Raw genomic sequence first — 25903 nt, 5'->3', positions numbered from 1 at the left:
AGCTATCGGCACTGTGCGCATAAAAAAACCCACAACATTTCTGTTGTGGGTTTTTGCGGCTTATTTGATTGATGGAGTGTTTTTACTTCAAGAAGTCAGCCATCAAGCGGGCACCGACCACCACTTCGTCTCTTTTAACATCGTCGCCAGTTTCTGGCTTTTCTGTGATGTTGTTATAAGAAAGGTGGTAGCGGAAGTTTGTGTCTACGTAAGGTTTGTATTCAACAACCACGCCGTAACCCATAAATTTTTGAGTGATATCGCCGGCAATTTCCTGCTTATCTTCAGTGGATGTGAACTCAAGACGCGGAGTCCATTGTTCCCAGCCCGTGTAAGCCAGTTTTGCCACCATCGATGAAGTTGTGTCTTTGTTGCTGGTTGCATCTTGCTTAAATTCAGATACCAGGTAGTCGAACTGGAACATAATCGGAGAAGAGTTCCACATCACACCTGCCGCCATGAATTGATGCTTATCATCAGCAGTAGGGCCGGCCATTGTGTGATAGCTCAGGTTCAGGTTCAAAGCTTTGTCTACGAAAGCGCCACGATAAATCACGCCGTACATAGAAGAGTTTTGTGAATCTGTCGGACCTACTGCGGTGTTGCCACCAGCCTCATTGGTCGCAAGAACGTGAACTGTTTGACCAGAGAAAGTGAATGTTCCCTTTACACCTGTTTGATAAAGAAGAGACGCAGTTCCCACGTTGTTAGCGCCCAGAGCTGCCGTCGCTGCACCTGTTAGATTTGCGCGAGTATAAAATTCAGATGTCAGATACAGATCCGCGCCACTTGTCGAACCTTCGAAGCCACCGAACTCAGTGTTGAACTTACCGAAGCTCAAAGAGAACGTGTCATTCATTTTGTGTGTCAAATAAGCGTACTCAACAGCTGTTTGTGTTGCATCTACGCCACGAGTTGCGTCTTTATTAAAGGCCAAGCGAACGCGGAAGGACAAGTCTTCCAAAGCTTTAGCTTGGTAATCCAAACGGCCGGTCTTGAAGTAGAACTTCGTTTGATCTGGCAGAGTGGAATCTGTGTATGTTGTTGAGTTGTAGTCTGCTCTCATGTCCAGATTCAAAGAACCTGCTTGGGCAGACACGGCGGTCGCAGTTGATATCAATGACGTTAGCAAAAACTTTTTCATAGTACATCCTTGTGTAAAGTTTTAAGTCGTTTCGATGTACTTTATGCTACAAACAAGTGCGTTGAGTAACAACGCTTTCTTTTTTTAATTTTATGAGTTTTATCACATTTTACTGATGACGATCAGTGGACAGTTCCGCGAATCCACCCTTGATATAGTAAGCGTTTGTGAAGCCGGCCTTTTCTAGTGACGCGACGACGTTCGCACTTTTCGCCCCATCATTGTCGAGCACCAAAACGGCATAATGCAAAGGAAGCTTGCGCTGTTGAATCAAAGACAAAACATCGTCCGGCTGAGAGTGGACCGTGATATTTTCCAGATGAAGACGTGTCACGTGGTTAAACCATGGATTCAAATCGATGTTGTCTAAAAGCACCAACAACATCGGAATACGCCCTTGGATAAGGTTATTAAATTGAAAGTATCCAATAGTGTTAAACATAATTATTTCACTCTTCCGTGTTCAGGAATGAATTTGTAGATGTAAAGAACAATGGCGAAGCCTAAGAATGCCAAAGCTCCTGAGGCCCAAAAGGGTGCCGTCATGGCCACAGCTCCGTACAAAAAACCACCAAAAGCAGGTCCGATGATTCGACCTAAAGAAGCCATGCTCTGGGTGACACCCATCGTGACCCCTTGTTCTTTGCTGTCGGTTAACAGACTGACACTTCCCAGAATGCTCGGATTGGAAAGACCGTTTCCTAAAGAAAGCAGCGTCATCGCAATGGCCATCATGCCTATGCTGTTGGCGAAGGCAATCGTTGTCAGTCCCATGGCGAAGAGAGCAAGTCCCAAACGAAGAACTTTTCTTTCTCCCCACTTTGGCAGAAGACGGCGCACCAGGAATCCCTGGGTAAAGACGATGATCACGCCGATGTACGCGAAGCCGAAGCTGACTTGTTTGATATTCCACTGAAACTTTTCACCCATATAAAGGATCAGAGTGGCTTCCATGGATGACATGGCAAATGATGTCAGCAGGAAAACCGTCATCAAGGCGCCGACAGTTTTCAGATTGAGATAATGCCACATGACTGAAAATCTTTTTTTCTTTTCTGCGGATTCACTTTTATCGCTTAAAGATTCTTTCAAATATTTGATGCCGAAAAGCAGATTGGCGAAGCACAAGGCTGCGACCCAGTAGGCAGCGAAAGAAGTGTCAAAGTGCGGTTCAGAAGAAATGGACTGGCCCCAGACCGCCAAACCGCCGCCTAACGCAGGACCGACAACAAAGCCCAACCCAAAGGCTGCACCAATTAAAGCCATCCCTTTAGAGCGTTCTTGCTTCGGTGTGATATCAGAGATGTAAGCAGAAGCGGTGGAAAGGCTGGCGCCAAAAAATCCCGCCAGAATGCGGGCGACAAAAAGCCATTCTAAACTGCGTGACAGCGCAAACACGATATAGGAAAGCCCTTCGCCCAAAAGGCAGAAAAGCAGAATGGGACGACGGCCTAAGCGGTCGCTCAATCTGCCCCAAAACGGCGAAAACAAAAACTGCATCAATGAATACACGGATAATAACAAACCCGTTTGCAAAGCCGTTGCGCCGAAGTTTCGACTTAGAATGGGAAGAATGGGAATGACTACACCAAAGCCCACTAAATACAGAAAAACAGTAAAAAAGATAATCGCGAGCTGTGATTTGTTTGATGTCGAAGTCATAGGGTTGTTAATATTAGGAAGTTATGAAAATGGCAAATACTCTTCCGCATTGGCAGCTCCTCATTGCAGTCTTATCGCTCGTGTCGTTACCGGCCTGGGCTGTGGATAATTACAAAGAATACCGTCGAGATCGCTGGGACTTTGAGTTCAATACCCAGTACTTTTATTCTGAAGCCAATTACCCCTCGTCAGGAGGCGGGTCGCAAAATCTTCCGAGCGGAAATCATTACTCCCTTTGGGATATGGATCTAGAGTCGCGTTATATGCCGCGTTCGGATTGGTCCGTTTTGGCGTGGGGTAAGATGAGTAATTCTGAAAGCAAGGACTCACTAGCCACGCGCTCTAACAGTTCGATCACGGAAGTGGCGGCGGGGATGGACTTTCTGATGTATGATGGTTCATTTCAGTTGGTGCCCGAGTTTATTGCCGTTGTGCCCTTAGAAGAGGTGGACCCCAAGTCAGATTCGGTCTTGAATTCAGAGGGTGTTTTTGAGCTTCTCTCTCGTTTAATAGCGCAAAAAGATTTTGGCACCTATCGAGGTTATGCCTGGGTTGGATTCAACTATCGCGGTGATGGCCGGTCCTTTTTGTTGCCCTACGGTATTGGTGCACAACTGAAACTTCCACGGATGCGTTTAGGGGCTGAACTCTTTGGGTACCGCAGTATTACAGATGACACGGAAGATACGATTCTGCGCACCGGGTACATCAACAGTGCGAACGCGGGCTCGATGAAGTTTTATTCGGTGAATCCCAATATTCTGGATTCTCAGGTTTATGGGAATTGGCTGATTTCTCCGAAGTGGACCGTGCAGGTGAATGGCGGAGCGACCTTAGCCGGATCCAACGCGGCTGCGGGATTTCATGTCGGCGGCTTCCTACGGTATTCTTTTGATATGACTGAAGGATATTCTGAAGAGCCCGCTTACGAGCCCGTGAATTCTCCTGTTCCGAATTACCGCTCGCAAATGCACGAGTCAGAGTTAAGTTCTGAAAAACAAGTGCCGACGTTCCGTGAACAAACTGACGACGGTATCGACCAGAACCTATTTAAGCCTCGCCCCACAAAGAAACCTCGTAAAAAGCCTGTCGACACTCAGTTGCAGCAGCAACTGGACGATGCAGAATTTCAGATAGAGTTGAAAGCTGATAAGAAGAAAAAAAGGAACCGTTAAGACACGGTGCCTTTTTTATTTTAGGGAATTTTTAACAACTCGCGTGCCGTGGGGGCATCCACGCCTAAAAGGTCGACCGTCTTATGGCGGCCCGTATCGCCTTTAACTAAAAGCACCCGGCGTTTGGGAATATCGAAATAATCAGATAGAAATTCGATCAAAGTTTCGTTGGCTTTTCCGTCTACAGGGGGTGCCGTGATTTTAATTTTGAGTTCTCCGTTGTGGGGTCCCACAACTTCGTTTTTCGAGGCTTTAGGTTGAATAAAAAGGTGGAGTCGAACTCCACCTTCTATCGTTTCTAACATGAACGAATGAATCCCTTTTATTCTGCAGACAGCGGAGACACATTGGGTGAGCGGCCCGCGCCGTTGCCATTGCCGTTAGCAATATTATGGTTGGGAAGCTGCATTTGCGGCATGTACTTTTCGCCTTGTTCAAGCAACGAAAGATGTGCTTGCGCCAAAGCTTTTAAGTTGGCTTCAAATTGCATGCGAGCGCGTTTTAGCTCGGTCACTTCTTGATACATTTTTTTCAACGAGTCGCGGGAATCACGAGTGATAATTTCCGCTTTTTGCTGAGCATCGGCGATAATCAACTTGGCTTCGCGATCCGCGTCCTGGCGCAGACGTTCTGCCATTTGCGAAGCCGTCGCAATGGTTTCTTTTAGAACCTGGTCGCGCTCTTTGTATTCCATCAAGGAAAGTTCTTTTTCGCGGATGCCTTCTTTCAAAGCATTACGCTCTTGAATTAAAGACTCCATTTGGGACGCGACTTGCTGAAGGAAATCCATAACCTCATCAGCATCAAGACCCATCATCTTTTTTCCGAAAGACTTATGAGCAATATCTATAGGAGTGATTCTCATTTTGTTCCTCCTTGAACAACATGATTTAAGGATAAAGGCCGAGTCTGTGCCAGGGCAAGGTTATTTGATTTCCCTCGCCATTTCTTTGTTCCTCATGGCCGCTTTTTCAAAGCTAATGCGCAAAGCGCGCTCGATTTCCAGTTCTCTCATAGACTGAAGTCCAGCTGCGGTCACACCTTTCTTTGAGGTCACACGAGCTTGCAGGTCTTCCACGCCTTCGCGCGCTTGAGCTGCCAGTAAAGACGCACCGACAAAGGTTTCGATGGTCATCAAACGGGCTTCCTCGTTGGAAAAGCCGTGTTCTTCAATCCAATCCTGCCAGTACATCATCATTTCAAAAACAAATCCCGTACCGCTGGAGCAGGAAATCATCAAGGCTTCAAATTGATCTTCGTCGCCCACTTTGATCACGCGGCCCAAGGGTGCAAAAAGATCTTCGACGGTGCTTTCAAGGGCGCTGTCGTCATCGTCATTCAGAAGATACCCAATGACTCCGCGACCGATCAGCGACGGAGTGTTCGGCATGACTCGCGCCAGGCGGGCGCCTTGAATAAAACGTTCCAGCTTTTCCATGCGAATGCCAGCCGCGACGCTGATGACGATCTTATGTTCATCAAAAGCGCGGGTGACGGGTTCGAGAGCATTCAAAAGATCTTGGGGTTTCACCGCAAGAATAATGATGTCACAACGGTCAATGAGTTCGTCATTACTGGACACGGTGTTGATTTTAAATTGTTCCTCTAACTTTTGCAGCTTGCCGGGCGTGCGATTGGACGCGTAGATGTTTTTTGCCGGAATGCCGCCTTCAACCAGCCCCTTGATCATGGCCTGTGCCATGTTTCCTGCACCCAGAAATCCTACTTTTTGTGTTTTCAACAGTGGGTTCATGTTACTCCAGAACGCAGCCTGATATATCTGCGACTAAAATAATCCTACCTTCTGATGGGGCGTTCGCCAAACAAAATAGTCCCAAGACGCAGGATTGTCGCTCCCTCTTCGACAGCGACGCTATAGTCGTGACTCGTGCCCATTGACAGCTCATCAAGAGGATGAAGATTCAGATCCGTCTGAGTCTTCAGAAGATCTCGGAGCTCGCGCAACTCCTTAAAGTAAGGACGTACATCCTCGGGGTTTTCGGTTAATGGCGGCATGGTCATAAAACCTTTTATTTTTAGGTGGGGAAGAAGCACCAACTCGTTCCAGGCTTCTTTCAGACTATCTTTGTCAAAACCGCTCTTTGTTTCTTCCTTGGCCAGATTGACCTGAATCAGAATGTTTTGCTGAACGTTCTTGGTTGCACATTGCCGACTCAGGACCTGCGCAAGTTCCAACGAATCCACCGAATGAATCAGAGCGAATTTTCCGGCGACATACTTTGCTTTGTTCTTTTGAAGATGGCCAATCAGATGCCACTGCAGATCGTGTAGGTCTTGCAAATGCTCAATTTTATCTAAGGCCTCTTGGACGTAGTTTTCGCCAAACATCCGCTGCCCTTCCTGATAAAGAGCACGGATTTTTTCTTCGGGTTGAAGTTTAGAAACCGCCAAGATGCGGGCGGGGGTCACTTGCTGTTGTATCGCCTTTAAGTCCATGCCCAAAGGTTAGCATGAAGGACTACTTAAGGTCGACAAATTGAGGAGGTTGCGCGCCCAGCTTTTTCGCAGAGTCCAAAATGAATTGCTTGTGCTTAGAGGCATAAGTGTATTCACCGTAAGAATGACAATCCGTCGCTTTATCGTGGGGGCCACGGGTGACGCCGGCGACGACAAGTCCGTTTGCGGTCTCTAGGAAGGCAGGTCCGCCTGAGTCCCCGCTGCAAGCGCCCGAACGTCCCTGATCAGTGACTAAAATCGTATCCCACACCTTAGCCAGCGGAACAGAAGTAAAGTACAGACCCTGAGCGCGGACGCCTTTCACGTCATCAATCAAACCGTAACCGGCCAGAAGCAAGGACTGACCTGCTTTAAGCTCTGTTTCCGGTGCAAGAATAGAGGTGACAACTTTTTCTGTCGGAGCTTTTTCGCTCAAGCGAATAACGGCGACGTCATTGATGGCAGTGACCGGATCACCGCTGTCATCATAAATCATTTCATAGCCGGAATGTCTTTCGAAGTTCGCAACTTTCAAAATTCGCGCATCGCTCATCTGTGTGGGTAGGGTGGCGCCGAAGAAAATAGAAACATCAGAAGCCTTTTCTGTATATTCCAAACAGTGGCTGGCCGTTAGAATCAAATCTTCTGAAATCAGAGTGCCTGTGCAAAATGAATAGGGCTGGCCCTCAAACTCTGCGATGAGCGCTACCGTAGAGGCCGTCACCAAGTCTTGAGGTAAAGCGGCTGTACCGTTGACGATGGCCGTGTTTTGACGAGAAAGCTCCATTAAGCCGGCTTTGTTTTGGGTGCAGGCGGTAAAAAGTAGAGCGGTAGAAAGTAAAAGTGATGCAGACCGGATGTTCATAAGAATCCCCCTCGGGTAGGCGCGCCCCGAAAGGTACCAGATATTCTAAAAAATCCGAAACGATCTAAGGTAAAAAAAGTTCGAGCAGAATTATTTACAACCGGCTGAAGAAGGGGGTGGCCAGCCACCTTTTTGCAGCAAAATTTTTACAAGATCCATAGGGAGACCAACCACATTGTCGAAGGGTCCCACATATTTTTCGACAAAATCTCCACCCCGTCCCTGGATGCCGTAAGCTCCTGCTTTGTCCATGGGTTCACCCGTATTTATGTAGTCCCAGATTTCCTGGTCTTGAAGGTGTTTAAAGTAGATCTGGGTTGTCTCAGTTTGAGAAAATTCCAGGCCGGTTTCACTATTGATAACGCAAACTCCGGTGATCACTTCGTGAAAGCGCCCCGACAAAAGTTTTAAAATGCGATAAGCGTCGTCTTTGTCCTGGGGTTTTCCGAGGGGGCCTCCGCCAAAGATCACTTCAGTGTCAGCCGTTAAGACGATAAAGGGAGCTTTGCGATCGACCTTCAGGACTTCGAAGGCCGCTCTGGCTTTACGTCTAGCAATATCCAAAATTTGGTCGTTTGCATTCAGGTTTTTGTTAGGAATTTCCGATACTTTAACTGGAACCACGTCAAAGTCGAAGCCTGCTTCTTTAAGAAGTGCCCGACGACGTGGCGACTCGGATGCCAAAACAAGTTGAAGTGGTGTCATGAGATTTACTTGAACACAAAGAGGCATAAATGGGAAGCGCAGAATTAATGTTGATTCTTGGCTTGCTGCTCGCGGGAGTGGCGGTGTTTCTCTTTGTTAATTCTATTTTCGCAAGCAACACCGACAAGCAGCAGCTTTCGTGGGCCAACAATGATGAGCCGGTGAAGTCCAAAAACGCGATCATCAACTTTTCGCGTCCTTTGGTACACCAATTCACATTACAGCATGCCTTAAGAATTCGCAGCGAAGGTTATCGCAAGCGTGTGCGCAAATATATTAAAACTTCGGGCCTTTCTGCTGAATTGAATGAAGATGAATTTATTGGCTTACAGCTTCTTTGGGGCGTGATGTTTCCGATCTTTCTTTTGATCATGAACTTCTCGTTGCAGTTGGGTTTGCCGGCTCCCATGTTGGTCGGGGTTGGGCTTATTGGATTTTATCTTCCCCAGATTCACGCCAAAGGGGAAAAGAAACGTCGTGAGCTTTCGGTGCGTGCGGACCTTCCGTTCTTCATTGATCTTTTAGCCCTTTCCGTGGAAGCCGGTTTGGACTTTTTCTCTGCAATTCAAAAGATCGTGGATAAAGCGCAAGGGACAGAAAGTGTGCTGGCGGATGAATTGGGAACTGTTCTTAAAGATATTAAAATCGGTGCTTCAAAAACTCAGGCTTTGAAAGATATGTCGGAACGCCTGGATATGAACGAGATCACCAGTTTCGTCGCGGTTCTTGTGGATGCAGAGTCGACGGGCGCCAGTATTTCTCAAGTCTTGAAAGATCAATCCGTGCAAATGCGCCTGGAAAGATTCGTGCGCGCGGAAAAAGCCGGGGCCAAGGCTTCGCAAACGATTTTGATTCCTTTGATGATGTTTATTTTGCCAGCGGTTTTCATTATCGTCTTTGGACCGGTGGCGGTTTCCTTTATGTACGGCGGGAAATAAAGATGATGGCAGCTTTGATTAACAAAACGACAAATCAAACTTTAATTCCGGATCTGAAAGTCGCTAAAACTTTTTGGTCACGTGGTAAGGGACTTTTAGGACGTGCTTCGTTGCCTGGCGAAGAAGCTTTATGGATTCTTCGGTGCAATAGTATTCACACGTTCTTTATGCAGTTTCCGATTGATTGTGTTTTCGTGGATAAAAACCTGAAGGTGAAAGCCATCTACGAAGATGTTCGACCCGGGCGCCTGGTATTTCCTGTGTGGGGAGCCAGCTCGGTGATCGAAATGGCAGCGGGCACTGTCAGCAAAACGAAAGTCAGTGTGGGAGATCAACTTTATGTGGGCGCTTAGAATTTTAACCGGCCCTCAGGCAGGACAGATTGTGGAGCTGAAGATGGGGAAAAACCTCATCGGCCGTGCTCCACAATGTGACATTAAGTTGGTGTCGCCCGGTGTTTCTAAGGAGCACACTGAAGTTGCCGTCTTTAAAGAAAAAATTGTTATCACAGATTTGAAATCCAGTAACGGAACTTATCTTAATGGTATTCGTATTCAAAACGGTATCATGAGATTGGGTGATAAGCTGGGTATTCACGATATTTTGGTGGATGTTATTCCGGCTCCGGAGGCGCGACCACAGGCACCTCGTTCTCAGGCAGGTCAGGGTGTTCCTGCGCCGATGCCTTATTACGGAGGAGGAGCCGCGCCGCAAATGCCACAACAAATGGGCCTGCCACAACAGATGGGAATGCCTCACGGAATGCCTCAACCCATGGGCGCAATGCCTGGAGCCGCTCCCGGCCCAGCACCGGCGCCCGCTTACCAACAAGGCGGATTCAAAGGGTTGTTGGATAAGGTCAATGACTATTTAGATCGTGTGGCTTTGCCTGGTGTTTACAAGCTGCCACAGTTCCTCGAGTTGAAACTGGTCTTACTGGGTTTCGTGGCTCTATTTATTTTTTCGACGACTTTGTTATCGATGATTCCGATGGTGGCAATCACCCGGGCTAGCATCGTGAGTGAAAGTAAGCGTCGGGCGGCTTCCATAGCGCGTACGTTGGCCACGATCAATCAAGCGGCTCTTTTGCAAAACAGTTATTCGTCTTTAAGTACGAATGCAGCGGAAGCCGAAGATGGCGTGAAGCAAGTTCTTATTGTTCAGCAATCTGATGGGATGATTCTGGCGCCGGCGACCCGGGCGGGAACGACACCGGATTTACCCTTTGTGCATAAGGCACGCACAGAAATGCGACCACAATCGGTGGAAGTGGACTCGTCCACAATTGGCGCCAGTTTTCCGATTGGATTGTTTGATCCCAACACCGGGGAACAGGCGGTAAAAGCCCATGCCATCGTTCTTTATGATATTGGAAGTCTGGCTTTCGATGACGGCAGGGCCATCAGTCTGTTCATGCAAACTTTGGTGATCGCGTCGCTGGTGGGATTGCTTATTTATTTCTTCATGTACAAGCTGATTGAATATCCGATTGTTACTTTAAATGCGCAATTAGATACAGCCATGAGAGAGAAGAAAGACAATACCGAAGTGAATTTTCAATTCCCTGCACTTCAGGCATTGATTGGCAACATCAACAGTCTTCTGACTCGCTATATTCACGGTGAATCTGACAGTGGGGGGCCGGGGGCTGCGGGTTTCATGAATAAAGATGGTGAGGCGGAAAATCTGGTTCAGTTGATTGGCTTTCCTTCCATCGCCATTTCACGAGAAGGTCGAATTATCGCATGCAGTGCCTCTTTTGCTCAGGTGGCGCATGCGGAAGTGGCGCAGCTTCAGGGGCAAATGTTTAATACAATTCCCGATGCGGCTCTTCAGCAGAATCTTGATGGTCTTTTGGCGCGCACGCGGGAAAATCCACGCGCCATTCACACTGATCAACTTGAGTTCAGCGGGCATCTGTGTATTTTAAGCTGTCAGGCAATGTGTTCCAGTGGTCAAGAGATAGACTATTACATCGTCACAGTTTCACCAACTGAGGGAGGTTCGTAATGAGCGCGGCCCCTCAAGTGAAAGATGCTTTGAAATTCAGTATTGAAGTGACGAAAGGTCCCCATGCGGGGTTGAAGTCCACCTTTGCAAAGGGGTCCGTCACAATCGGTCGCGGTCCTGAAAACGACATCGTTCTTTCCAGTGATCCGCGCACCAGTCGACAACACGCAGAGATCAAGCAACGCTCGGGTCACGAGTTTGTGATCGTCAATCTAAGTCAGAAAAATTTTGTTTTGGTCAATGGCCAAAGCATTCAGTCCGAAATCATTAACAATGATTCGGTGATTCAGATTGGTGATACAGAAATTCGCTTTCAAGCGGAACTGCCGCCGTCGGTTTCACAATCGGCGCCGTTGGCGTCACCGACAGCGTCGATTTTAACGCCAGCACCGGCTCCGACTGCGCAGATACCGAAGCCGCAAATGCCGCCGCGCCCGATGCCGACCGCAAATTCCAGTATGCCTTACGGTCAGGGTTTGCCGACGATGCCTGCGCAGGGAATGCCACCGGCGCAACCCATGGGCTATGGCGGTTATCAACCGCCGCCTCCTGGGGCTGGCCCGATGCCAGGTTCTGGGCCTCGCGCTGCGGGCGGAGGGCCGTTAGCGAATCCTAAAGTTCGCTTTTATGGCATCATTGCCATAGTTGCGTTGGTGGGATGGTGGTTCTTTTCGTCCTCTGGCAATAAGGGAAAAAAAGATCCGAATGCTATTCGCACCAGTTCGATCAGCATGCAGGACGTGATGGATGCGGAAAAGCGTTCCCAAGAGCTTTTAACGATAAAAAAAGAGAAGTATGATTCTATTCAGTACCGTCGAGCGCAAGAAAACTTTATCAAGGGCTTCCGAGACTTTCAGCAAGGTCAGTACGCCCGTGCTCGAGAAGCCTTTCAGGTCGTTCTTAATCTGGACCCTGACAACGAGTTGGCAAAACGCTATTATCATTTATCTAAGATCAAGTTTGATGAGTTGGTTAAATTTAATATGATTCAGGGCAATCGTTACAGAGAGAAGAAGAATTGGCGGATGTGCCAATCCAATTATCAAAATGTGATGACGATGCTGCAAAATCGTAAAGACGATCCTTCCTTTAAGGAAGCCAAGCAGTTCTATGAAGAGTGTACTTTAAACTTGGAGGGTAGATTCTAATGGCCCGCCTTAAAGTCCGCCTTCGAGGCAAACCAGTTTATGATATCCAGCTTGCTGAAGACCGCACGTACATCGCCGGTCGTAAAGAAGACTGTGATATTGTTCTGCAACCCGAAAAGGGTATTTCTCGCGAACACTTTAAGGTGTCTTTCGTCAATGGTGCATGGACCGTGGACGTCATCTCCCGCTATGGAGATGTGACTTACAATGGGGAACAAACTCAACAGTTCACTTTAGATCACGGCAGTCAATTTGTGATTTCTCCTTATGAATTTGAGTATATGGCAACTGCATCGGCCACATCGGATGAATCCGTCGCGCCACCGGCGCCCGAATACAGTGGCACTTCTGCGAATCTACCAGCCGTTCCCGGAGAAAGTTCGGATGGGTTTGGCGGCAGCGAAGAAAAGACTGTGATTGGTGTGGCTCCACAAGTGGCCTACATCAAAATCATGGATGGCCAAAACAATGAAGCGAAAGAGCTGATTCGTCTTGATGCTGGCGAGTCATGGGTCGCTGGACGGGAATCTTCTTGTCATATTCAAATTCGTGACCAACGAGTCAGTCGACGTCAGTTTGAAATTCGCCGCGCGGGTTCTCAATATGTGATTATTGATCTGGGCAGCGTCAATGGCACTTTGCTGAATGGAAATCCGATTTCTTCCAGCGAGCCTACGCCCATTCGTTCTGGGGACGCGATCAGTGTTCTGACGAATTATTTGTATTTCGAGTTGCATGATGCCGGTTTTCAAAGTCGTCTTGAGCTTGTCAATGTTCCGCCGCCAAATCCATTGGTGCAGGTGGGGAGCGAGGCCTTGCCGATGGAGTATCAGCAGCAACACCATGAGTTGATGCCTTATCAGGGTGCTATGGCGCCTATGCCGTATCAGCCGCCGATGCAGTATCCTGGGGCGCCGATGCCAGCTCCCACTCCAGCACCTGGAAAGTTTGATTTCCAGAAAAATCGCCCAAAAATCATCGCGGGCGCAGTGGCCTTGCTGGCTTTGGCGTACTTCTTTAGCGGCGACAACTCTGCGAAACCTCCGGCGCCTCAACCGGGCGCTATAAGTTTGCCTGGATCTCCGCTTGAGATATTCAACAAACTTCCCCCCGAGAAGCAGGCTCTGGTTCGTCAGCGCTATAAAGACGCCAAGAATCTGTATATGCAGGGGAAATATCAGTTAGCGCAGGATGAAATCGTCAAGATTCAAGAACTGGTGCCGGATTATGAAGACATTCGCGAGATCGAACGTCTTTCAAAAGAAGCGATCTTTATTCAAGAGCAACAACGTCGCCAAGAACAGATTGAAAAAGCGAAGATAGAGACAGAAGAGAAAATTCAAAAAGTCGCGGCGGAATGCCAGAAGAAGGTCAATCCGGATATCACTCTGCCAGAGATGGAGGAGTGTTTAAGTGATGTTATGCAATTCAATCCCGAACATCCTAAAATCGTGGATTTGAAAATGCAGGTGGAAAGTATCACGACCCAAAGGGATGCGAAGGCTGCCGAAAGAATGGCCTATCAGACGCAGGTGTCCAAGCTGCGCGCTATTTATACGAGCGCTGAGAATGTTCACAAAAAAGGAAAACCTTTGGATGCCATTGCCGCTTACGAGCGTGTCATTGCATCGTCCTTGCCGGACCCCAACGGGTTTAAGGGACAGGCGAAAAGAAACATCGCTTCGATCCGACAAATGATGAACTCCAAGACGGCAACGTTACAAAGCGAGGCGGAAAAGTATTATCAGGCCCAGAACATAAAAGGCGCCATCTTGTCATTGCGTAAAGCTCGCGTGATGGACCCGACGAACCCAGACCTTCCCGAAAAGATCGAACGTTATACTACGGAGCTGCGTAAGCAGATGATGACGATTTATCAAGAGGGAATTCTTGAGGAAAGTTTTGGTAACGTTGATGGTGGAGAATCCAAGGCGGGCGCAAAAGACAAGTGGCGAAAAATTCTGGAGCTCGATATTCCCGATGGGGAATATTATAAAAAAGCTTACATCAAATTGAAGAAATACGGAGCTCTTTAGTGAAGCTGCAAGAAAGATCCTACAGCACAAAGATCCTTCGCCCCAAACCCCTGGTACATCAGGAAGAGGATGGCTCGTTGATCGTCATTGCCACTTCTTGGGGGCAGCCAGAACATGCGCAAAGGGCTTTGGATGAAGTCGTTAAGTATGTCAGTGCAGCTAAATCCGACGTCGAAGTGACGTCGCCGTTTGAGTTCCTGAGTTGCCTGACAGACGAAGTCAATTACGTCAGAACCGGTATCTTGATTGCCAATGACATTCTTTATCGTGGCGAAAACAAGATGGAGTATTTTTCAGGGGTGGAAATTCTTGCCCTGTTCCGTCGCGGCTCGCAAATCGCGTGGGCTCAGGTGGGTTGCCCCAGTCTTTTAATTCAGCGAAAAAACAAAAGTCTTCAGCCCTTGTCTATAGGGTTGGACTTATCCAGTGAGTGCGTCGAACCAGACGAAAAATTACCACCGCTGCCAGCCCAACTTTTGGGGCTAGAACCGACGTGTTCCATTCAATGTGGCCACACCCTCGTGAACGACGGGGATCGTCTGGTTCTTTTGGCAAGCACCTCGATTGCGACGTCGCTGTGGACTTCTCAGGCTGAACCCGCAGAACTTGGGGCAGTCACGACAAAAATGATTCAAGAAGATCCTGAAGCTCCTTTTTGGTTGGGGCTGATCAAACTTGATGTCTAATTAGTATTCGTCAGTTTGGATGGCCTTATAGGCTTGTGCTCGCACGCGCGCGTATTCAGGAAGGCTGAGCGCGAATTCTGTTCGTGAGGGAGCAAAGATATTTTCCCGTGACGTGTCCCAAATCAAACCGGCGGCAATATTGGCCCGCTGAATCTGTTGATCCAACATGTAATTTCTGAATGAACGTTCAAAGCGTTTTCTTTGCGCATCCCGGGAAAACCCACGCGCCTCTGCGCGAAGCCAGTCAACCAGTTCCAGAAAGAGCGGATCCGTGCAGTTTTTCAGTTGTTCTGTTTCGATAGTCGCCACGGTTAACAAAGGAAAGCAGCTGTCAGTGACTTTGGCGGTTTTACTATTTAGGTTTTTTTCGGCGACGTACTGCCATACCGAGATCTTGTTCTTAGTTCCCAGATTTTTGAGCGTTTCCCAATCCCTTTGATTTAAGGCTATTTGCGCCGTCCAGTTCAACAGATCTAAACTTTGGGGTTGTTGCGCCAAAAGACGTTTGAGATCCCGTAGCAGATCCGCCTCTTGATCCGGACGCATCCAGCGCGAAAAAGGCAGGCTTAGCTTCTTTGTCCATTCGGATTGAATTGGAGGAAATGCCGGGAACTGATTTTTGCTAAGCAAATTTTGCAGCTTCTGGGTCGTCGGTAAAATACTTTCCTGCAACAAAGGCAGGGGATTCACTTCAAAGCGATCGACCAGCGTATTGTAAAGCAGCGGACTTTCATCATTGATATAAAGAACATGGTGCGAGATCCCCGCGCTGCGAATCGGTCCCGCCTTACGCCAAAAGGCCCAACCCGACTCAATTAAAAGCGGTCTGTCCTCGGCCCAGGTCACATTAGGGCTTTTCAATGCTCCTTGTAAAGAAAGGGCGGGAAAGGAGGCCGCATCGTTGTCGATAATGCTTTCACCAAGAAGTTCAAAAAGAGTGCGACCGACGTCAACCAAAGAGACATTCTGATCCACTTTCCAGTGAATGGCGAGATCGCGTTTTCTTTTTTGAGAGGGTTTTATAAATAGCGCGACCTGGGTGTTTTCGCCGTGTAAGTTTAAAGGAGAAAGCTCCTTGTATCGTTCGCTCGTCGTGTGTCCATTAAGTCCAACAAGAACTACGGTCGTGTTGTCCCAGCGATTCGCGGCTTTAAGACTCTGGAAGAGTTCATAAAGGCTTTCATCAAGTTCATCAAGTTGGCTTTCAAAGCTTAAGTTTCGGGTTTCCCCGAGATCTGTCATTGTCACAGTCGTTGTGAAGATCAGATCGGGAACGTAAAATACGCTGAAGAAAGAATCAGGCCCCACATCCTGATGCAGCCACTGCATAAAGGCGTCCGCATTCTTTTTGAAGGGGCGAAACAAACTAGAGAAGGTGGGCACAAGGTTGTCCTCGAAGAGTTCAAACCCTTGATTCAATCCCGATCGGCGAAACACCGGGGCGCCGCCGGAAAAAAAGCTTGTACGATAGTCCTGTTGCAGAGCAAGCTCCGAAGCCAGCTCTAACTCGGGAGCTAGACCTGGGCGACCATTGTGTCGAACTTTGTGCTGATAAGGATAAAGGCCGGTCAACAAGGACGCCATGGCAGGAACCGACAGGGTCGAGGGCGAAAAAGCGTGAGTGAAGCGAACGGATTCATTGCAAAGCAATTGAAAACCGGATCGTTCAGCCTCTTCCTGGCTGCATAAGACGTCACTTGTCGTCAGCTCATCAACCGCGATGACTAAAACGGAGTTTTTGTCATTCGCCTTGCAAGAAAGCTGGACCAAGCTCAGGAGTGAGAGAAGAAGAGTTAAAATGACTTTCTGCATACCTTGACCAGAAGTAATGGTTTTAGAGATAATGGATCAATAATTTTGCGCAGTCAAAGATTTGGAGGAAATCACCGTGCTCACAGAAAAAATATTTACAGTAGCTCATCTGGCCGATCAGGTCGTTTTATGGATCTTGCTTGTGCTCAGTGTGCTTAGCATCGGGATGATTTTGGAACGCTATTTCGCTTTGAAGAAAGTCGCGGCGGAGTCGCAGCGAGTGCGCGCGCGTATCAAGCTGGCTTTGCAAAGCAACAGTCTTGATGATGTCGAAGATTTGGCAAAAGATCCTAATTCTATCGAGGGTCGAGCGGCGGGTTATGCCTTGAAGCACATGCGCGAAGCGGGCAGTAAAGGTTTGGAAGAAATCTTTAACACTTTCGCTTTGACGGAGCGTCCAGAGTTGGAAAAATTCCTGGGTTTCCTTGCGACTGTCGGTTCCAATGCGCCTTACATCGGTCTTTTCGGTACGGTTTTGGGTATCATGAAAGCCTTTAACGATTTGGCAACAACTCCGGAAGCGGGACAACAGACGGTGATGGCGGGTATTTCCATGGCCCTTGTCGCAACAGCCGCAGGTCTTTTCGTCGCGATCCCCGCAGTAGCCTTCTACAATTATTATAGCAAACAAGTGAAAGGCATTTTCCAGAACTTAGAAAGTGTTAAAGAGCTTTGCCTTGCTTATGCTAAGAAAAAAGGTGTTTAAACCATGGCATTCAAAGACGGTGGAAATGATAACGAAGCCATAGCGGATATCAACGTCGTTCCGCTCGTGGATATCATCTTGGTGGTTCTGATCATCTTTATGGTGACAGCCCCGATGTTTATGAAGCCCACGATCAACGTGAATCTGCCTAAGGCTGCTAGCGGAGACCAAACGGCTCCTAGCAAATTGAATATTGCCTTGACCGCCGACGGCAGAATTAATCTTAACGGATCTTTTGTCAGTGAGGCTGAGGTGCAAGCCAAAGCGCAAGAGGAAGTGGCGAAGAATGCCGATGTGCAAGCCATTATTTCTGCGGATAAAGATGTTCCGCACGGAAAAGTGGTCGGAGTTCTTGATATCGTCAAGGGTTCCGGTGTGAAGAAGTTTGCGATCAGTATCGATAAAAAATAGAAAAAGGGCTCTACAAAGAGCCCTTTTTAATTTCAAATCTTTTTAGTTCCCGCCTCCGCCGCCACCACCACTATTGTAGTTCGGGTCTTGAACCCATTGGCAGGTATTTGAGACCAATTTCAATTTCTTATTACGACATTCAAAAGTAATACGGCCATGATAGTTCCAGTAACCATTGTCAGCATAACGATCGACACCCCATTCATACTGATACGAAGGGTTGGGTTGGGGTGAGTGAATGCGAGGAATCGTTGTGCGGCAAGAGACAAATGTCTGTTGCAGGTACGACAATGTTGACGGGACGTTATAGTCGGAAAGTTTTGTGAAGCTTCGATTGTTGTAAAGGAAATTCAAAGTGTCGTAGCTGGAATGAAGCAGAAATTTTCCGCGCGGTCCATCGAAGTATTCTGGAAAATATCCATAAGCCGCATCATAGGATGCCTCTGTAAAGGTAAAGTAAGAGCCGGCCGTGCAACCAACCGCGGGTTCGGTAATTGAAACGCGCGCTAAAACACTCTGCACGCTTTTGCCTGAAGCATCTTTGACGACGACGTAGTAGGTGCCTTCTTTGGTATAGCTGGTGGCACTATCGCTAATAAAACTATAAGTACCCCAAACACCGGTCATCGCTTTGCTGTCTTTGTACCATTGATAAGTGTAGGGTTGCACACCACCGGTAGCGACGACTTCAAGATTGATGTCGCCACCTTCGACGACCGTGACTCCCTCGGGTTGTTTTGCAATTCGAAAACCTGTTTGGCTGGGTGTTCCTCCGCCTCCCGTGCCGACGCCGCCCCCAGAACCGCTGCCTGAAGCGCCGCCACCACCGACACCGATGCTGCCGCCGCCAGATCCGGAGTTGCCGCCAGATCCAGAACCCACTCCCACCGAACCACCGCTTCCGGAAGAACCGCCACTGCCGCCGCCAATAGAGACGCCATTATTCCCACCGCTTGAAGGACGAGAATTCCAAATAGAGGTCGAATCTTTGCTGGTCGAAGAACTAGAAGTAGAGCCTTCGGTTTTTTCTTCCATAGGAGCAGGGGCACAGTTCTGGAATGAAAGAACTGTGAGGGACATGATCAAAAGACCAGAGAATACGCGAAATTTGCGGATCTTTTTGAGAATACGCGTGTTCATCAAACATTCCCCCGAAAGTGACTAGACTTAAATACGGATGAAATGTGGAAAAACTTGAGGAAACGCCCGGTCTTTCTGTTTAGATTCTCATTTTGATACGGCTAAAGTCCGGGAATAGTTATCCGATCAGGATATTATGTTTAAGAGTCAGCCAACAGACACTCATTTCCTGATTATTACGTCCTTTCTTGTCGTGCTTTTGGGCATTCCAACGTTTTTTACTCTGACCGGCAATGAAGCTGTAAAAACGGAGTTCGGAGAGGTGTCTTCCACGCAAAATCTTTCGCAGCGTCAACCCGCCAGTGTTCCCCAAGCTGCGGCCGTTTCTGTGCAGCCGGCTTTGTCCCAGTTAGCACATTATGATTTGAATTGTGCAAAACGGGCCACCGCGAAAGTAAATGTCACTGGTGGGTATGTGCAACTTCAGGGCAAAAACTGTCTTAAAAATGTTAAAGATGGTGATCTTGAAATTATTAACAAGAGCAATGGCTACACGGCCTCTATTTTTAGTAGCGGCATTGACAAATATCAAACGGACCTTATTCAGCTTCAGAATGGTGATAATGAAATCGCGATTCGTTATCGTGAACGCTCTGGAAAACCTGTTGAAGAGGTCCTTCGAGTCCACTCGTCTAAGATTTAACATAAATAAATCAATATCTTAATGCGATCGGCTAGAGTAGGATCAATTAAATTGATCTTCCGTTCCGCAGCCTTTAAGGTAGCCGCCGGCGTTGCAAATTTGGCACACTCAAGGCCTTCCTTGCGGGCGTCAAACGTGGGATAAATTGATGTTACTTGAAGGGTTTTTACAGCCAGTGGATTTAAAAAAGCGTTCGGACATTCATTATGCTCGAAAAATTTGGCATATGTCGGGAGTCTTCGTGATGTTCCTGGCCTATGTTTATCTTCCGCCAGCTGTGTCCATGACCATTCTTGCGGTCGCATGGATGCTCTTTGTCCCCTTCGATTTTTTGCGTCAGAGAAAACCCGCTTTGAACGATTGGGCTGTGCATGCCTTCAAGCCCATCATGCGACAAAGTGAAGTAAAAAAATTAGCGGGAACGACTTTTTTACTTTCCGGTGTTCTTCTTGTGGATATTTTGTTTCCTCGTCCCATCGTGGCTTTGACTTTGTTGTTCTTGGCTTTCGCAGATCCTATCGCAAGTTACTTTGGAATTCTTTACGGCAAAGATAAAATTTTCGGGCACAAATCGATACAAGGTTTTATGGCGGCCTTCTTTGTTTGTGCGGCTTTGACCTTTTTCTATTTGCTGTATCACAATTATTTAATGGATCGCATCGTTGTGGTGAGTTTGTTCGCCGGACTTGTTGGTGCATTCGCAGAACTGATTCCTATCGGTAAGCTTGATGACAATCTGACCCTGCCCGTGATGAGTGCCGTTGGCCTCACCATCCTGTTTTATTTCTTTGGATTTTTTGCCACTGTAGGATAATGTTTCCCTGCCATGGACCACATGGCGGGAGACGACAATGGTAGATACTCATCTAGAAAAAATTGATTCCGAAGATGCCAGAGCACAGCGCTTGGCAATGTACATTTATATTCTTCCTAACTTGATGACCACAGGAAACTTGTTCTCTGGTTTCTTCGCAGTGATCCAATCTATCAAGGGAAATTATCTTTACGCCGCTTATGCAATTGTCGTCGCCGCTGTTTTTGACCAGTTGGATGGGCGCTTGGCTCGTTTGACTCGCTCTACAAGTAAGTTTGGAGCTGAATACGATTCACTGTGCGACCTTGTCAGTTTTGGTATGGCTCCGGGTGTTTTGTTGTTCTTATGGGCGCTTCAGCCTTTCGGACGCTTAGGCTGGGTTGCTTGTTTCCTTTTTGTGGCCTGCGGAGCCCTTCGTTTGGCCCGCTTTAATGTTCAAGCCAATGTTGTTGAAAAAAACTATTTCCAAGGTTTACCAATCCCTATGGCGGCGGGTATCGTGGCGTCTTCAGTTCTAGCGTTCCAAGACTTGGAGCTGGAACCATTGGGCAACTATGGTCTTTTGATCATGACGATTCTTTTGGCTCTTGTAATGGTTAGTAACTTCCGCTTCCGTAGCTTTAAGGATTTGGATCTTAAAGAGCGTCTTCCATTCCGTTACCTTATCCTAGGTGTCGGTGTTTTAGTGATCGTCGCTCTTCGCCCGGAAGTCATGTTGTTCGTGCTTTTCATGGGTTATGCCGCTTTGGGCGCCGTTTTTGGTGTCTTCAAGTTGGGAAAGAACATTCGTAAGATCAAGCCTAGTGTGTATGCTCCCGCGCAAGTGCATGAGAGCGACTTAGTCCTCGAAGAAGAGGAAGAAGAGGCGAAGAAAGATGAAAAGAAAACTTAAAGTTGGTGTTGTTGGCGCGACCGGAATGGTCGGCCAGACATTCATGAATATTCTTGAAGAGCGCCGTTTTCCAATTGAGGAACTGCGCCCTTTCGCATCTGAGAACTCGTTAGGAAAAAAAATCGACTTGCAGGGGGCATCTTGGCCAGTGCAAGTTCTTAAAGAAGGCTGCTTTGATGGTCTTGATTTGGTGTTCTTTTCCTCCGGTGACGACATTTCTAAAGAGTGGGCTCCCAAAGCCGTGCAAGCAGGAGCTTTCGCTGTCGATAACTCTGCTGCATTTCGTATGGACCCAAACACTGTTTTGGTAGTTCCGGAAGTGAACGGTCATCTGGTATCTAAAGAATCTAAGCCGCAAATTATCGCAAATCCGAATTGTTCGACGATTCAGTTGGTTGTCGCTCTGAAACCTCTTTTGGATAAATTTGGCCTGGAAGAAGTTCGCGTGAGCACTTATCAGGCAGTCAGTGGCGCTGGTCAGGGTGGTTATGATGAGTTGATGGAGCAAACCTCCAATCATAAAAACGATCCTCAGCCAAAAACTTTTCCTCATACCATTCTCTTTAACTGCATTCCGCAAATTGGCTCCTTTAATGACGATGGGTATTGCAGCGAAGAAGTGAAGATTATGAACGAAACCCGCAAGATTCTGGGGCAGGATAAACTGAAAGTGTCCGCGTTTACGGTGCGTATTCCTGCACTGAATGCTCATAGCGAATCTGTTTGGGTGACCTTAAACAAGGAAGTCAGTCGCGACCATATGATGGCGACGCTTTCAGAGTTCAAAGGTATCGTTCTTCAGGATGACCCTAAAAAAGGTGTTTATCCGTTGGCCCGCGATGTCTCTGGTAAGGACCCGGTTTACGTCGGTCGAGTCCACCGTGACCCCGAAAATCCAAAAATGTGGTTGATGTGGGTTGTTTCCGACAACATCCGGAAGGGTGCCGCCCTCAACGGGATTCAAATAGCTGAACAGATCTTCTTCAGCTAAAAAAAGGCGGGAAATCCCCGCTTTTTTTTATCGAGGCTGCGGATTCGACGAAGGTCGTGGGTTTGAGCTTTTTTTGACATCTCGACCTTCGCATGGTTCGATTAAAAGAATGAAGCTTTCTGTATTCACGGCAGCCAGCATTTTTCTTTTTTCTTTGAGCAGTCATGCGACCATGACTTTGAACTCTATTTCTGGCGACTCTAACCGTGATCTTTCCGACCCCGCGAAGCCGATTATCTATGCGGGATTCAATCCGGCGACACCTTGTACGGGTGATGGCGCGTTTACTTGTGACAGCTGCACGGGAACATCTGCCGGTGGGAAGATTTTTTCGTGCAATAAAACCAGCGCTTATCCAAATCTTCGCCTAGTCATCCAGATGACCTCGACGAACACCACAGGAACGGTCTATGCAAAGCTCGGCGATACCGATGTGAGTTCGACGCTGCCTTGGACTTTCGATAGCGGTGTTCTGACTTTTCAGGCCACCTGGTCTGAAATCTGCCAGGCGGCCGGTGCTGGCAACTGTACTAGTAACTTCAATAAAGATCTTGTCGTGGGGATCAATACTTCCTCTGGCGGTTCCGCAACCACGGATTCAGCGACGTTTCGACTGAATGTGCGTGTTACAGAAGCTGATGCCTCTGACACTTTTTATACGGATTGTAACTCAGCTGAAGTAGCGGAAAATCAGGGTTTCTGTCACTTCAATGTTTTCCCGGGAGATGAAAAACTATATGTAGAAAATCTGGTTTACTCTGCGGGGTATCCGGCGTCTCCCGCTCCCGGGGTGGAATATCGTTCGGTTGTGTTCTTTTATGAGCCTTTTGTCACAGACGACAACACCACGATTTCAAGTATCAGCAATGCGTCTGCGATGTTTGAACTCCCAGTAAATCGTTCGGCCGATCCACCTATCGTAGACGATCGTGTTGATGGATTGCTCAATGGTCAGCGCTACTGCATGGTCATGGCAAATATGGACATGACGGGTAATATCTCTTTTTTCACTCCCATTCCGGGAACCCCAGGTTCACCGGTTACGGCTTCAGAACTTTGCGGAACTCCCGCCGCGGTCGTTGGGTTGTTGGATGATAAAAGTTGTTTCATCGCTACGGCGGCTTTCGGCAGTCAAATGGCCCCTGAAGTGGAAAGCTTCCGTGAATTTCGTAACAAATATCTTTTGCCCAACGCTTGGGGAAAGGCCTTTGTAAAATTCTACTATAAGCACAGTCCATACTACGCCAATCTGATCGCTGAAAGTGAAGTGGCTAAAGCCGCAGTTCGAGTTGGCTTGTGGCCTTTACTTCTTTTTGCCCGTGCCAGTGTTGCTTTGGGATTCTGGACGGCCTTTGCCCTTCTTTCTTTCGGTGTGCTGGCAATATACGGACTTTATCGCCATCTGCTTGTAGCTCGCCGGTTCCGAGGTGAGCTGTGACTTGGTCGAAATATTTCGTCGCACTTTTGGCTGTTGTTTCTTTTCATACGGCACGAGCGCAAGAAGCCGAATCGGCTCCTCAAGAACCTCCTTATATTCAAGAGGAAACGGAATTTGATTCGGAAGCTCTTAGTATCGAAGACGAAATTCAAAATGCGACGCCGGAAACAAATCTTCAGCCGCCCAAAAAAGAAGCCGTCAATCTGAATGAAGAAACCGATCCCAATAAGAATATCGAGGAAGAACTGTCCATCGAAGATGAAGAGCCCGTGATCGCAGAGGAACCCGCAGTCACCCCCACGCCCGTGCCGGTCGTGGATGTGAAACCATCAAGTCCTCTGCAAAAGCCGAAGGTCTTGCGACGCTCGGCTCGTGGCGGGGTGGAATATATTGAACATCCTCAGGCCGCCAATGGCTTGATGGCGATCACCAAAGACGGATCTTACATTTATCGAACTAAAGATACGGGTGAATACAATCATACCGGAAGTTTCCGCTTGGGTTTGATCGACCCACCGCGAATTATTTCCGCCGATGGAACTACAAGTTTCGATACGATGTATTCCGGCTCTTCGCAGCCTCTTTTTATGTTTGATTATGAATGGCAACCTTTCAATGGCTACGGAAAGTTCGGTATCCAGGCGGGATTTGGCTTTATGATCGCTAATGGTAAAGGGCGATTTATTGAAGGGGATCTGGCCGGACAGGAAGCTAAAGAAAGTTACACCTTTTTAGCTGTTCCTTTAAATTTGGGTTTAGTCTACCGGTTGGAGTGGATGGATCGTCAATGGTTTGCTCCTTATGTTTCTGGCGGTGGCACTTACATCGGTGTCGCTGAATTCCGCGATGACGGGGCAACGCCATCCGCGGTGGGAACACCTGGTGCTTACGGAGCCGTTGGGATGCTAATTAATATTTCAGCGATGGATCGGGAAACTGCATTTACTTTGAAGTCCGAATACGGCATCGCCAACTTGTGGGTGTCTTTGGACTATCGATATCTCCAGACCTTCAACGAAGATCTGGAGTTTACTTCCGGCATCGCTGGTGCCGGAATCACTGTGGACTACTGAAGTTGGCAAGAAGCGAAGTGCATAGTGCGATGTAGGCGGTGATAAGAGCCGGATTTGCATTTCAAACCTTGCTCTGAACAGTTGTAACGAAGCTCAACTTCGCCTTTTGAATTTTGCCCCATAACATTGTTGCCGTCACACCAGCTAAGAACATCAACTTGGAAGTCGTCTTCGCGATAGCTAATGAGATCTTCTTGGGCCATTGCTGCGGAAGAAACGACTAGTAACAGACCTACGATTAATGATTTCATGAATTACTCCTTGATTCAGGTTCTTTAAAAAGATGGCATGGAGTACGACGTTCCTTCAGGACGGTCAATACACCGTGAAAAGAGAACAGAGGTGACTACAGTCTAGACACCGCGAAGTCCATTTAAATTCGTGCTGAATGTATTAGTACCTGTTCCATGAATTACGCCATTAATTTTTAGAGGTTTTGCCAGGTCTGTGCTATCAATTCCGCTATGAAAAAACTAATTCTATTTGCCGGACTTTTTCTTACTTCGTTGTCTTTCGCTCAAACTCGTTACTGTGATGACATCCAGCGGGTTGATAACTTTCCACGCTTGAATTCAGACCAATTCAAACGTTTTGGTTTGGATAAGAAGAACAAGATCGACCGTATTCTTGTCAGCAAGGACCGCAAAGAACTTTATCTTCTTAGCAAAGACGTTGTAGTTAAAACTTATCAGGTGGCATTCGGACTTGTTCCGGAAGGACACAAACAATTCGAGGGCGACAGCAAAACACCCGAAGGCCTTTACTACATCGACGGGAAGAATCCGAAAAGTGCGTACTATCTTTCTTTGCATGTATCTTATCCCAATAAACAAGATGTTGAATATGCTAAGTCAAAAGGGAAGTCGGCGGGTGGAGATATCATGATTCACGGCTTTCCAAATGCGAAGGCACGTCCAGATTTCAATAGATTCGTAGGGATCATCCATCCAAGCAATTGGACCGCGGGCTGTATCGCGGTGACCGACCAGGAAATTTATGAAATCTACAATCTCGTTCAGCAGGGAACGGCCATTGAGATTTGTAAGATGACTCCGAAACCGCAGAAGCCATCGCAACCCGAAGACCCGGCTCAATCAGACGATAAATAAGTCGCACCTTTAAAAAAATTCAGAATTGGCACCTATAAAAACATAGCC

At 47.6% G+C, this 25903-nt stretch carries 28 protein-coding genes; 16 read left to right on the top strand and 12 right to left on the bottom strand.

From position 1 onward, the window contains the following. Nucleotides 1–82: 82 nt before the first annotated feature. From OM95_RS05650 to OM95_RS05640, 3 genes are all read right to left on the bottom strand, one after another. A complete protein-coding gene (locus tag OM95_RS05650; RefSeq protein WP_041871236.1) occupies nt 83–1144 on the bottom strand; it encodes a porin in 1062 nt (353 codons plus the stop codon). Nucleotides 1145–1253: 109 nt separating this feature from the next. Further along, complete coding sequence (locus tag OM95_RS05645) at nt 1254–1586, bottom strand: rhodanese-like domain-containing protein (protein ID WP_291515621.1); 333 nt, start codon at nt 1584–1586, stop codon at nt 1254–1256. Between the two features lie 2 nt (nt 1587–1588). Further along, the gene (locus OM95_RS05640; protein WP_041871229.1) at nt 1589–2806 is read right to left on the bottom strand and encodes a tetracycline resistance MFS efflux pump; all 1218 of its coding nucleotides are present in this window, start codon (nt 2804–2806) and stop codon (nt 1589–1591) included. A 29-nt stretch (nt 2807–2835) separates the two neighbouring features. Here OM95_RS05640 and OM95_RS05635 point away from each other — a divergent pair, with 29 nt between their 5' ends. Next, nucleotides 2836–3981, top strand: coding sequence for a hypothetical protein (locus OM95_RS05635; RefSeq protein WP_291515619.1), 1146 nt, complete (start codon nt 2836–2838; stop codon nt 3979–3981). Nucleotides 3982–4001: 20 nt separating this feature from the next. On the opposite strand, the gene OM95_RS05630 is transcribed toward OM95_RS05635, so the two are convergent. The 6 genes from OM95_RS05630 to OM95_RS05605 all read right to left on the bottom strand — a co-directional run bounded on the left by OM95_RS05630 (nt 4002) and on the right by OM95_RS05605 (nt 8008). Next, entirely contained in the window at nt 4002–4286 is a 285-nt protein-coding gene (locus OM95_RS05630; RefSeq protein WP_041871221.1) for a DUF167 family protein, read from the bottom strand. A gap of 17 nt (nt 4287–4303) precedes the next feature. Next, nucleotides 4304–4846: a DivIVA domain-containing protein gene (locus OM95_RS05625; protein WP_041871219.1), complete on the bottom strand. Its 543-nt coding sequence runs from the start codon at nt 4844–4846 to the stop codon at nt 4304–4306. A gap of 60 nt (nt 4847–4906) precedes the next feature. Next, a complete protein-coding gene (locus tag OM95_RS05620) occupies nt 4907–5734 on the bottom strand; it encodes a pyrroline-5-carboxylate reductase (RefSeq protein WP_041871217.1) in 828 nt (275 codons plus the stop codon). 44 nt (nt 5735–5778) lie between these two features. Next, entirely contained in the window at nt 5779–6438 is a 660-nt protein-coding gene (locus OM95_RS05615; RefSeq protein WP_041871215.1) for a YggS family pyridoxal phosphate-dependent enzyme, read from the bottom strand. A 22-nt stretch (nt 6439–6460) separates the two neighbouring features. Beyond that, a complete protein-coding gene (locus OM95_RS05610) occupies nt 6461–7303 on the bottom strand; it encodes a trypsin-like serine protease (protein ID WP_291515617.1) in 843 nt (280 codons plus the stop codon). A 90-nt stretch (nt 7304–7393) separates the two neighbouring features. Further along, nucleotides 7394–8008, bottom strand: coding sequence for a Maf family protein (locus OM95_RS05605; RefSeq protein WP_041871505.1), 615 nt, complete (start codon nt 8006–8008; stop codon nt 7394–7396). Between the two features lie 29 nt (nt 8009–8037). Here OM95_RS05605 and OM95_RS05600 point away from each other — a divergent pair, with 29 nt between their 5' ends. Genes OM95_RS05600 through OM95_RS05575 form a run of 6 tightly spaced genes read left to right on the top strand, consistent with a single transcriptional unit; the run spans nt 8038 to nt 14826 of the window. Beyond that, entirely contained in the window at nt 8038–8946 is a 909-nt protein-coding gene (locus OM95_RS05600; RefSeq protein ID WP_291515615.1) for a type II secretion system F family protein, read from the top strand. Nucleotides 8947–8948: 2 nt separating this feature from the next. Next, a complete protein-coding gene (locus OM95_RS05595; protein ID WP_291515614.1) occupies nt 8949–9299 on the top strand; it encodes a DUF192 domain-containing protein in 351 nt (116 codons plus the stop codon). After that, complete coding sequence (locus OM95_RS05590) at nt 9286–10956, top strand: FHA domain-containing protein (RefSeq protein WP_041871212.1); 1671 nt, start codon at nt 9286–9288, stop codon at nt 10954–10956. The genes OM95_RS05595 and OM95_RS05590 overlap by 14 nt, the downstream gene beginning before the upstream one ends. After that, nucleotides 10956–12104: an FHA domain-containing protein gene (locus OM95_RS05585; protein WP_041871211.1), complete on the top strand. Its 1149-nt coding sequence runs from the start codon at nt 10956–10958 to the stop codon at nt 12102–12104. The genes OM95_RS05590 and OM95_RS05585 overlap by 1 nt, the downstream gene beginning before the upstream one ends. Further along, on the top strand, nt 12104–14140 hold the full coding sequence (locus OM95_RS05580) for an FHA domain-containing protein (RefSeq protein ID WP_041871209.1): 2037 nt from the start codon (nt 12104–12106) through the stop codon (nt 14138–14140). The genes OM95_RS05585 and OM95_RS05580 overlap by 1 nt, the downstream gene beginning before the upstream one ends. Then, complete coding sequence (locus OM95_RS05575; RefSeq protein WP_041871206.1) at nt 14140–14826, top strand: hypothetical protein; 687 nt, start codon at nt 14140–14142, stop codon at nt 14824–14826. Before OM95_RS05580 ends, OM95_RS05575 begins: the two co-directional genes overlap by 1 nt. Here OM95_RS05575 and OM95_RS05570 read toward each other — a convergent pair whose 3' ends face one another. Then, nucleotides 14827–16638 (bottom strand): sulfatase-like hydrolase/transferase, encoded by a 1812-nt coding sequence (locus OM95_RS05570; protein ID WP_291515613.1) that lies wholly within the window; start codon nt 16636–16638, stop codon nt 14827–14829. It abuts the gene before it with no gap. A 76-nt stretch (nt 16639–16714) separates the two neighbouring features. Here OM95_RS05570 and OM95_RS05565 point away from each other — a divergent pair, with 76 nt between their 5' ends. Then, the gene (locus tag OM95_RS05565) at nt 16715–17344 is read left to right on the top strand and encodes a MotA/TolQ/ExbB proton channel family protein (RefSeq protein ID WP_041871204.1); all 630 of its coding nucleotides are present in this window, start codon (nt 16715–16717) and stop codon (nt 17342–17344) included. 3 nt (nt 17345–17347) lie between these two features. Then, nucleotides 17348–17755: a biopolymer transporter ExbD gene (locus tag OM95_RS05560; RefSeq protein WP_041871201.1), complete on the top strand. Its 408-nt coding sequence runs from the start codon at nt 17348–17350 to the stop codon at nt 17753–17755. A gap of 42 nt (nt 17756–17797) precedes the next feature. Here the strand turns inward: OM95_RS05560 and OM95_RS05555 are convergent, their stop codons facing one another. Then, nucleotides 17798–18895, bottom strand: coding sequence for an immunoglobulin domain-containing protein (locus OM95_RS05555; RefSeq protein ID WP_291515612.1), 1098 nt, complete (start codon nt 18893–18895; stop codon nt 17798–17800). Nucleotides 18896–19031: 136 nt separating this feature from the next. On the opposite strand from OM95_RS05555, the gene OM95_RS05550 reads away from it, so the two are divergent. From OM95_RS05550 to OM95_RS05525, 6 genes are all read left to right on the top strand, one after another. Next, on the top strand, nt 19032–19538 hold the full coding sequence (locus OM95_RS05550; RefSeq protein ID WP_041871199.1) for a hypothetical protein: 507 nt from the start codon (nt 19032–19034) through the stop codon (nt 19536–19538). Nucleotides 19539–19764: 226 nt separating this feature from the next. Beyond that, nucleotides 19765–20352, top strand: a complete 588-nt coding sequence (locus OM95_RS05545; protein ID WP_291515611.1) for a hypothetical protein — start codon at nt 19765–19767, stop codon at nt 20350–20352. Between the two features lie 37 nt (nt 20353–20389). Next, entirely contained in the window at nt 20390–21244 is an 855-nt protein-coding gene (gene pssA, locus OM95_RS05540; RefSeq protein WP_041871196.1) for a CDP-diacylglycerol--serine O-phosphatidyltransferase, read from the top strand. Further along, on the top strand, nt 21228–22235 hold the full coding sequence (locus OM95_RS05535; protein WP_041871193.1) for an aspartate-semialdehyde dehydrogenase: 1008 nt from the start codon (nt 21228–21230) through the stop codon (nt 22233–22235). Before pssA ends, OM95_RS05535 begins: the two co-directional genes overlap by 17 nt. 109 nt (nt 22236–22344) lie before the next feature. Continuing rightward, entirely contained in the window at nt 22345–23673 is a 1329-nt protein-coding gene (locus tag OM95_RS05530) for a CFI-box-CTERM domain-containing protein (RefSeq protein WP_291515610.1), read from the top strand. After that, nucleotides 23670–24746 carry a hypothetical protein gene (locus OM95_RS05525; RefSeq protein ID WP_041871191.1) on the top strand — a complete coding sequence of 359 codons (1077 nt, stop codon included), beginning with the start codon at nt 23670–23672 and terminating at the stop codon, nt 24744–24746. The genes OM95_RS05530 and OM95_RS05525 overlap by 4 nt, the downstream gene beginning before the upstream one ends. Here the strand turns inward: OM95_RS05525 and OM95_RS05520 are convergent. Beyond that, a complete protein-coding gene (locus OM95_RS05520; protein ID WP_041871189.1) occupies nt 24740–24997 on the bottom strand; it encodes a hypothetical protein in 258 nt (85 codons plus the stop codon). The two genes, OM95_RS05525 and OM95_RS05520, sit on opposite strands and share 7 nt — an antisense overlap. Nucleotides 24998–25210: 213 nt before the next feature. On the opposite strand from OM95_RS05520, the gene OM95_RS05515 reads away from it, so the two are divergent. Continuing rightward, entirely contained in the window at nt 25211–25855 is a 645-nt protein-coding gene (locus OM95_RS05515; protein WP_291515609.1) for a L,D-transpeptidase family protein, read from the top strand. The last annotated feature ends 48 nt before the right edge of the window (nt 25856–25903 follow it).

The sequence above is a fragment of the Bdellovibrio sp. ArHS genome, from assembly GCF_000786105.1.
In the GTDB taxonomy this organism is placed as follows: Bacteria; Bdellovibrionota; Bdellovibrionia; order Bdellovibrionales; family Bdellovibrionaceae; genus Bdellovibrio.
The sequence above is the reverse complement of the archived record's forward strand: the minus strand, read 5'-3'. Positions and strand labels throughout refer to the sequence as shown.

Excerpts from the sequence above, each read along its gene's own strand:
- OM95_RS05650 (WP_041871236.1), bottom strand. The coding sequence starts at position 1,144 with ATGAAAAAGTTTTTGCTAACGTCATTGATATCAACTGCGACCGCCGTG.
- OM95_RS05645 (WP_291515621.1), bottom strand. The coding sequence starts at position 1,586 with ATGTTTAACACTATTGGATACTTTCAATTTAATAACCTTATCCAAGGG.
- OM95_RS05640 (WP_041871229.1), bottom strand. The coding sequence starts at position 2,806 with ATGACTTCGACATCAAACAAATCACAGCTCGCGATTATCTTTTTTACT.
- OM95_RS05635 (WP_291515619.1), top strand. The coding sequence starts at position 2,836 with ATGGCAAATACTCTTCCGCATTGGCAGCTCCTCATTGCAGTCTTATCG.
- OM95_RS05630 (WP_041871221.1), bottom strand. The coding sequence starts at position 4,286 with ATGTTAGAAACGATAGAAGGTGGAGTTCGACTCCACCTTTTTATTCAA.
- OM95_RS05625 (WP_041871219.1), bottom strand. The coding sequence starts at position 4,846 with ATGAGAATCACTCCTATAGATATTGCTCATAAGTCTTTCGGAAAAAAG.
- OM95_RS05620 (WP_041871217.1), bottom strand. The coding sequence starts at position 5,734 with ATGAACCCACTGTTGAAAACACAAAAAGTAGGATTTCTGGGTGCAGGA.
- OM95_RS05615 (WP_041871215.1), bottom strand. The coding sequence starts at position 6,438 with ATGGACTTAAAGGCGATACAACAGCAAGTGACCCCCGCCCGCATCTTG.
- OM95_RS05610 (WP_291515617.1), bottom strand. The coding sequence starts at position 7,303 with ATGAACATCCGGTCTGCATCACTTTTACTTTCTACCGCTCTACTTTTT.
- OM95_RS05605 (WP_041871505.1), bottom strand. The coding sequence starts at position 8,008 with ATGACACCACTTCAACTTGTTTTGGCATCCGAGTCGCCACGTCGTCGG.
- OM95_RS05600 (WP_291515615.1), top strand. The coding sequence starts at position 8,038 with ATGGGAAGCGCAGAATTAATGTTGATTCTTGGCTTGCTGCTCGCGGGA.
- OM95_RS05595 (WP_291515614.1), top strand. The coding sequence starts at position 8,949 with ATGATGGCAGCTTTGATTAACAAAACGACAAATCAAACTTTAATTCCG.
- OM95_RS05590 (WP_041871212.1), top strand. The coding sequence starts at position 9,286 with ATGTGGGCGCTTAGAATTTTAACCGGCCCTCAGGCAGGACAGATTGTG.
- OM95_RS05585 (WP_041871211.1), top strand. The coding sequence starts at position 10,956 with ATGAGCGCGGCCCCTCAAGTGAAAGATGCTTTGAAATTCAGTATTGAA.
- OM95_RS05580 (WP_041871209.1), top strand. The coding sequence starts at position 12,104 with ATGGCCCGCCTTAAAGTCCGCCTTCGAGGCAAACCAGTTTATGATATC.
- OM95_RS05570 (WP_291515613.1), bottom strand. The coding sequence starts at position 16,638 with ATGCAGAAAGTCATTTTAACTCTTCTTCTCTCACTCCTGAGCTTGGTC.
- OM95_RS05560 (WP_041871201.1), top strand. The coding sequence starts at position 17,348 with ATGGCATTCAAAGACGGTGGAAATGATAACGAAGCCATAGCGGATATC.
- OM95_RS05555 (WP_291515612.1), bottom strand. The coding sequence starts at position 18,895 with ATGAACACGCGTATTCTCAAAAAGATCCGCAAATTTCGCGTATTCTCT.
- OM95_RS05550 (WP_041871199.1), top strand. The coding sequence starts at position 19,032 with ATGTTTAAGAGTCAGCCAACAGACACTCATTTCCTGATTATTACGTCC.
- OM95_RS05545 (WP_291515611.1), top strand. The coding sequence starts at position 19,765 with ATGTCGGGAGTCTTCGTGATGTTCCTGGCCTATGTTTATCTTCCGCCA.
- pssA (WP_041871196.1), top strand. The coding sequence starts at position 20,390 with ATGGTAGATACTCATCTAGAAAAAATTGATTCCGAAGATGCCAGAGCA.
- OM95_RS05535 (WP_041871193.1), top strand. The coding sequence starts at position 21,228 with ATGAAAAGAAAACTTAAAGTTGGTGTTGTTGGCGCGACCGGAATGGTC.
- OM95_RS05530 (WP_291515610.1), top strand. The coding sequence starts at position 22,345 with ATGAAGCTTTCTGTATTCACGGCAGCCAGCATTTTTCTTTTTTCTTTG.
- OM95_RS05520 (WP_041871189.1), bottom strand. The coding sequence starts at position 24,997 with ATGAAATCATTAATCGTAGGTCTGTTACTAGTCGTTTCTTCCGCAGCA.
- OM95_RS05515 (WP_291515609.1), top strand. The coding sequence starts at position 25,211 with ATGAAAAAACTAATTCTATTTGCCGGACTTTTTCTTACTTCGTTGTCT.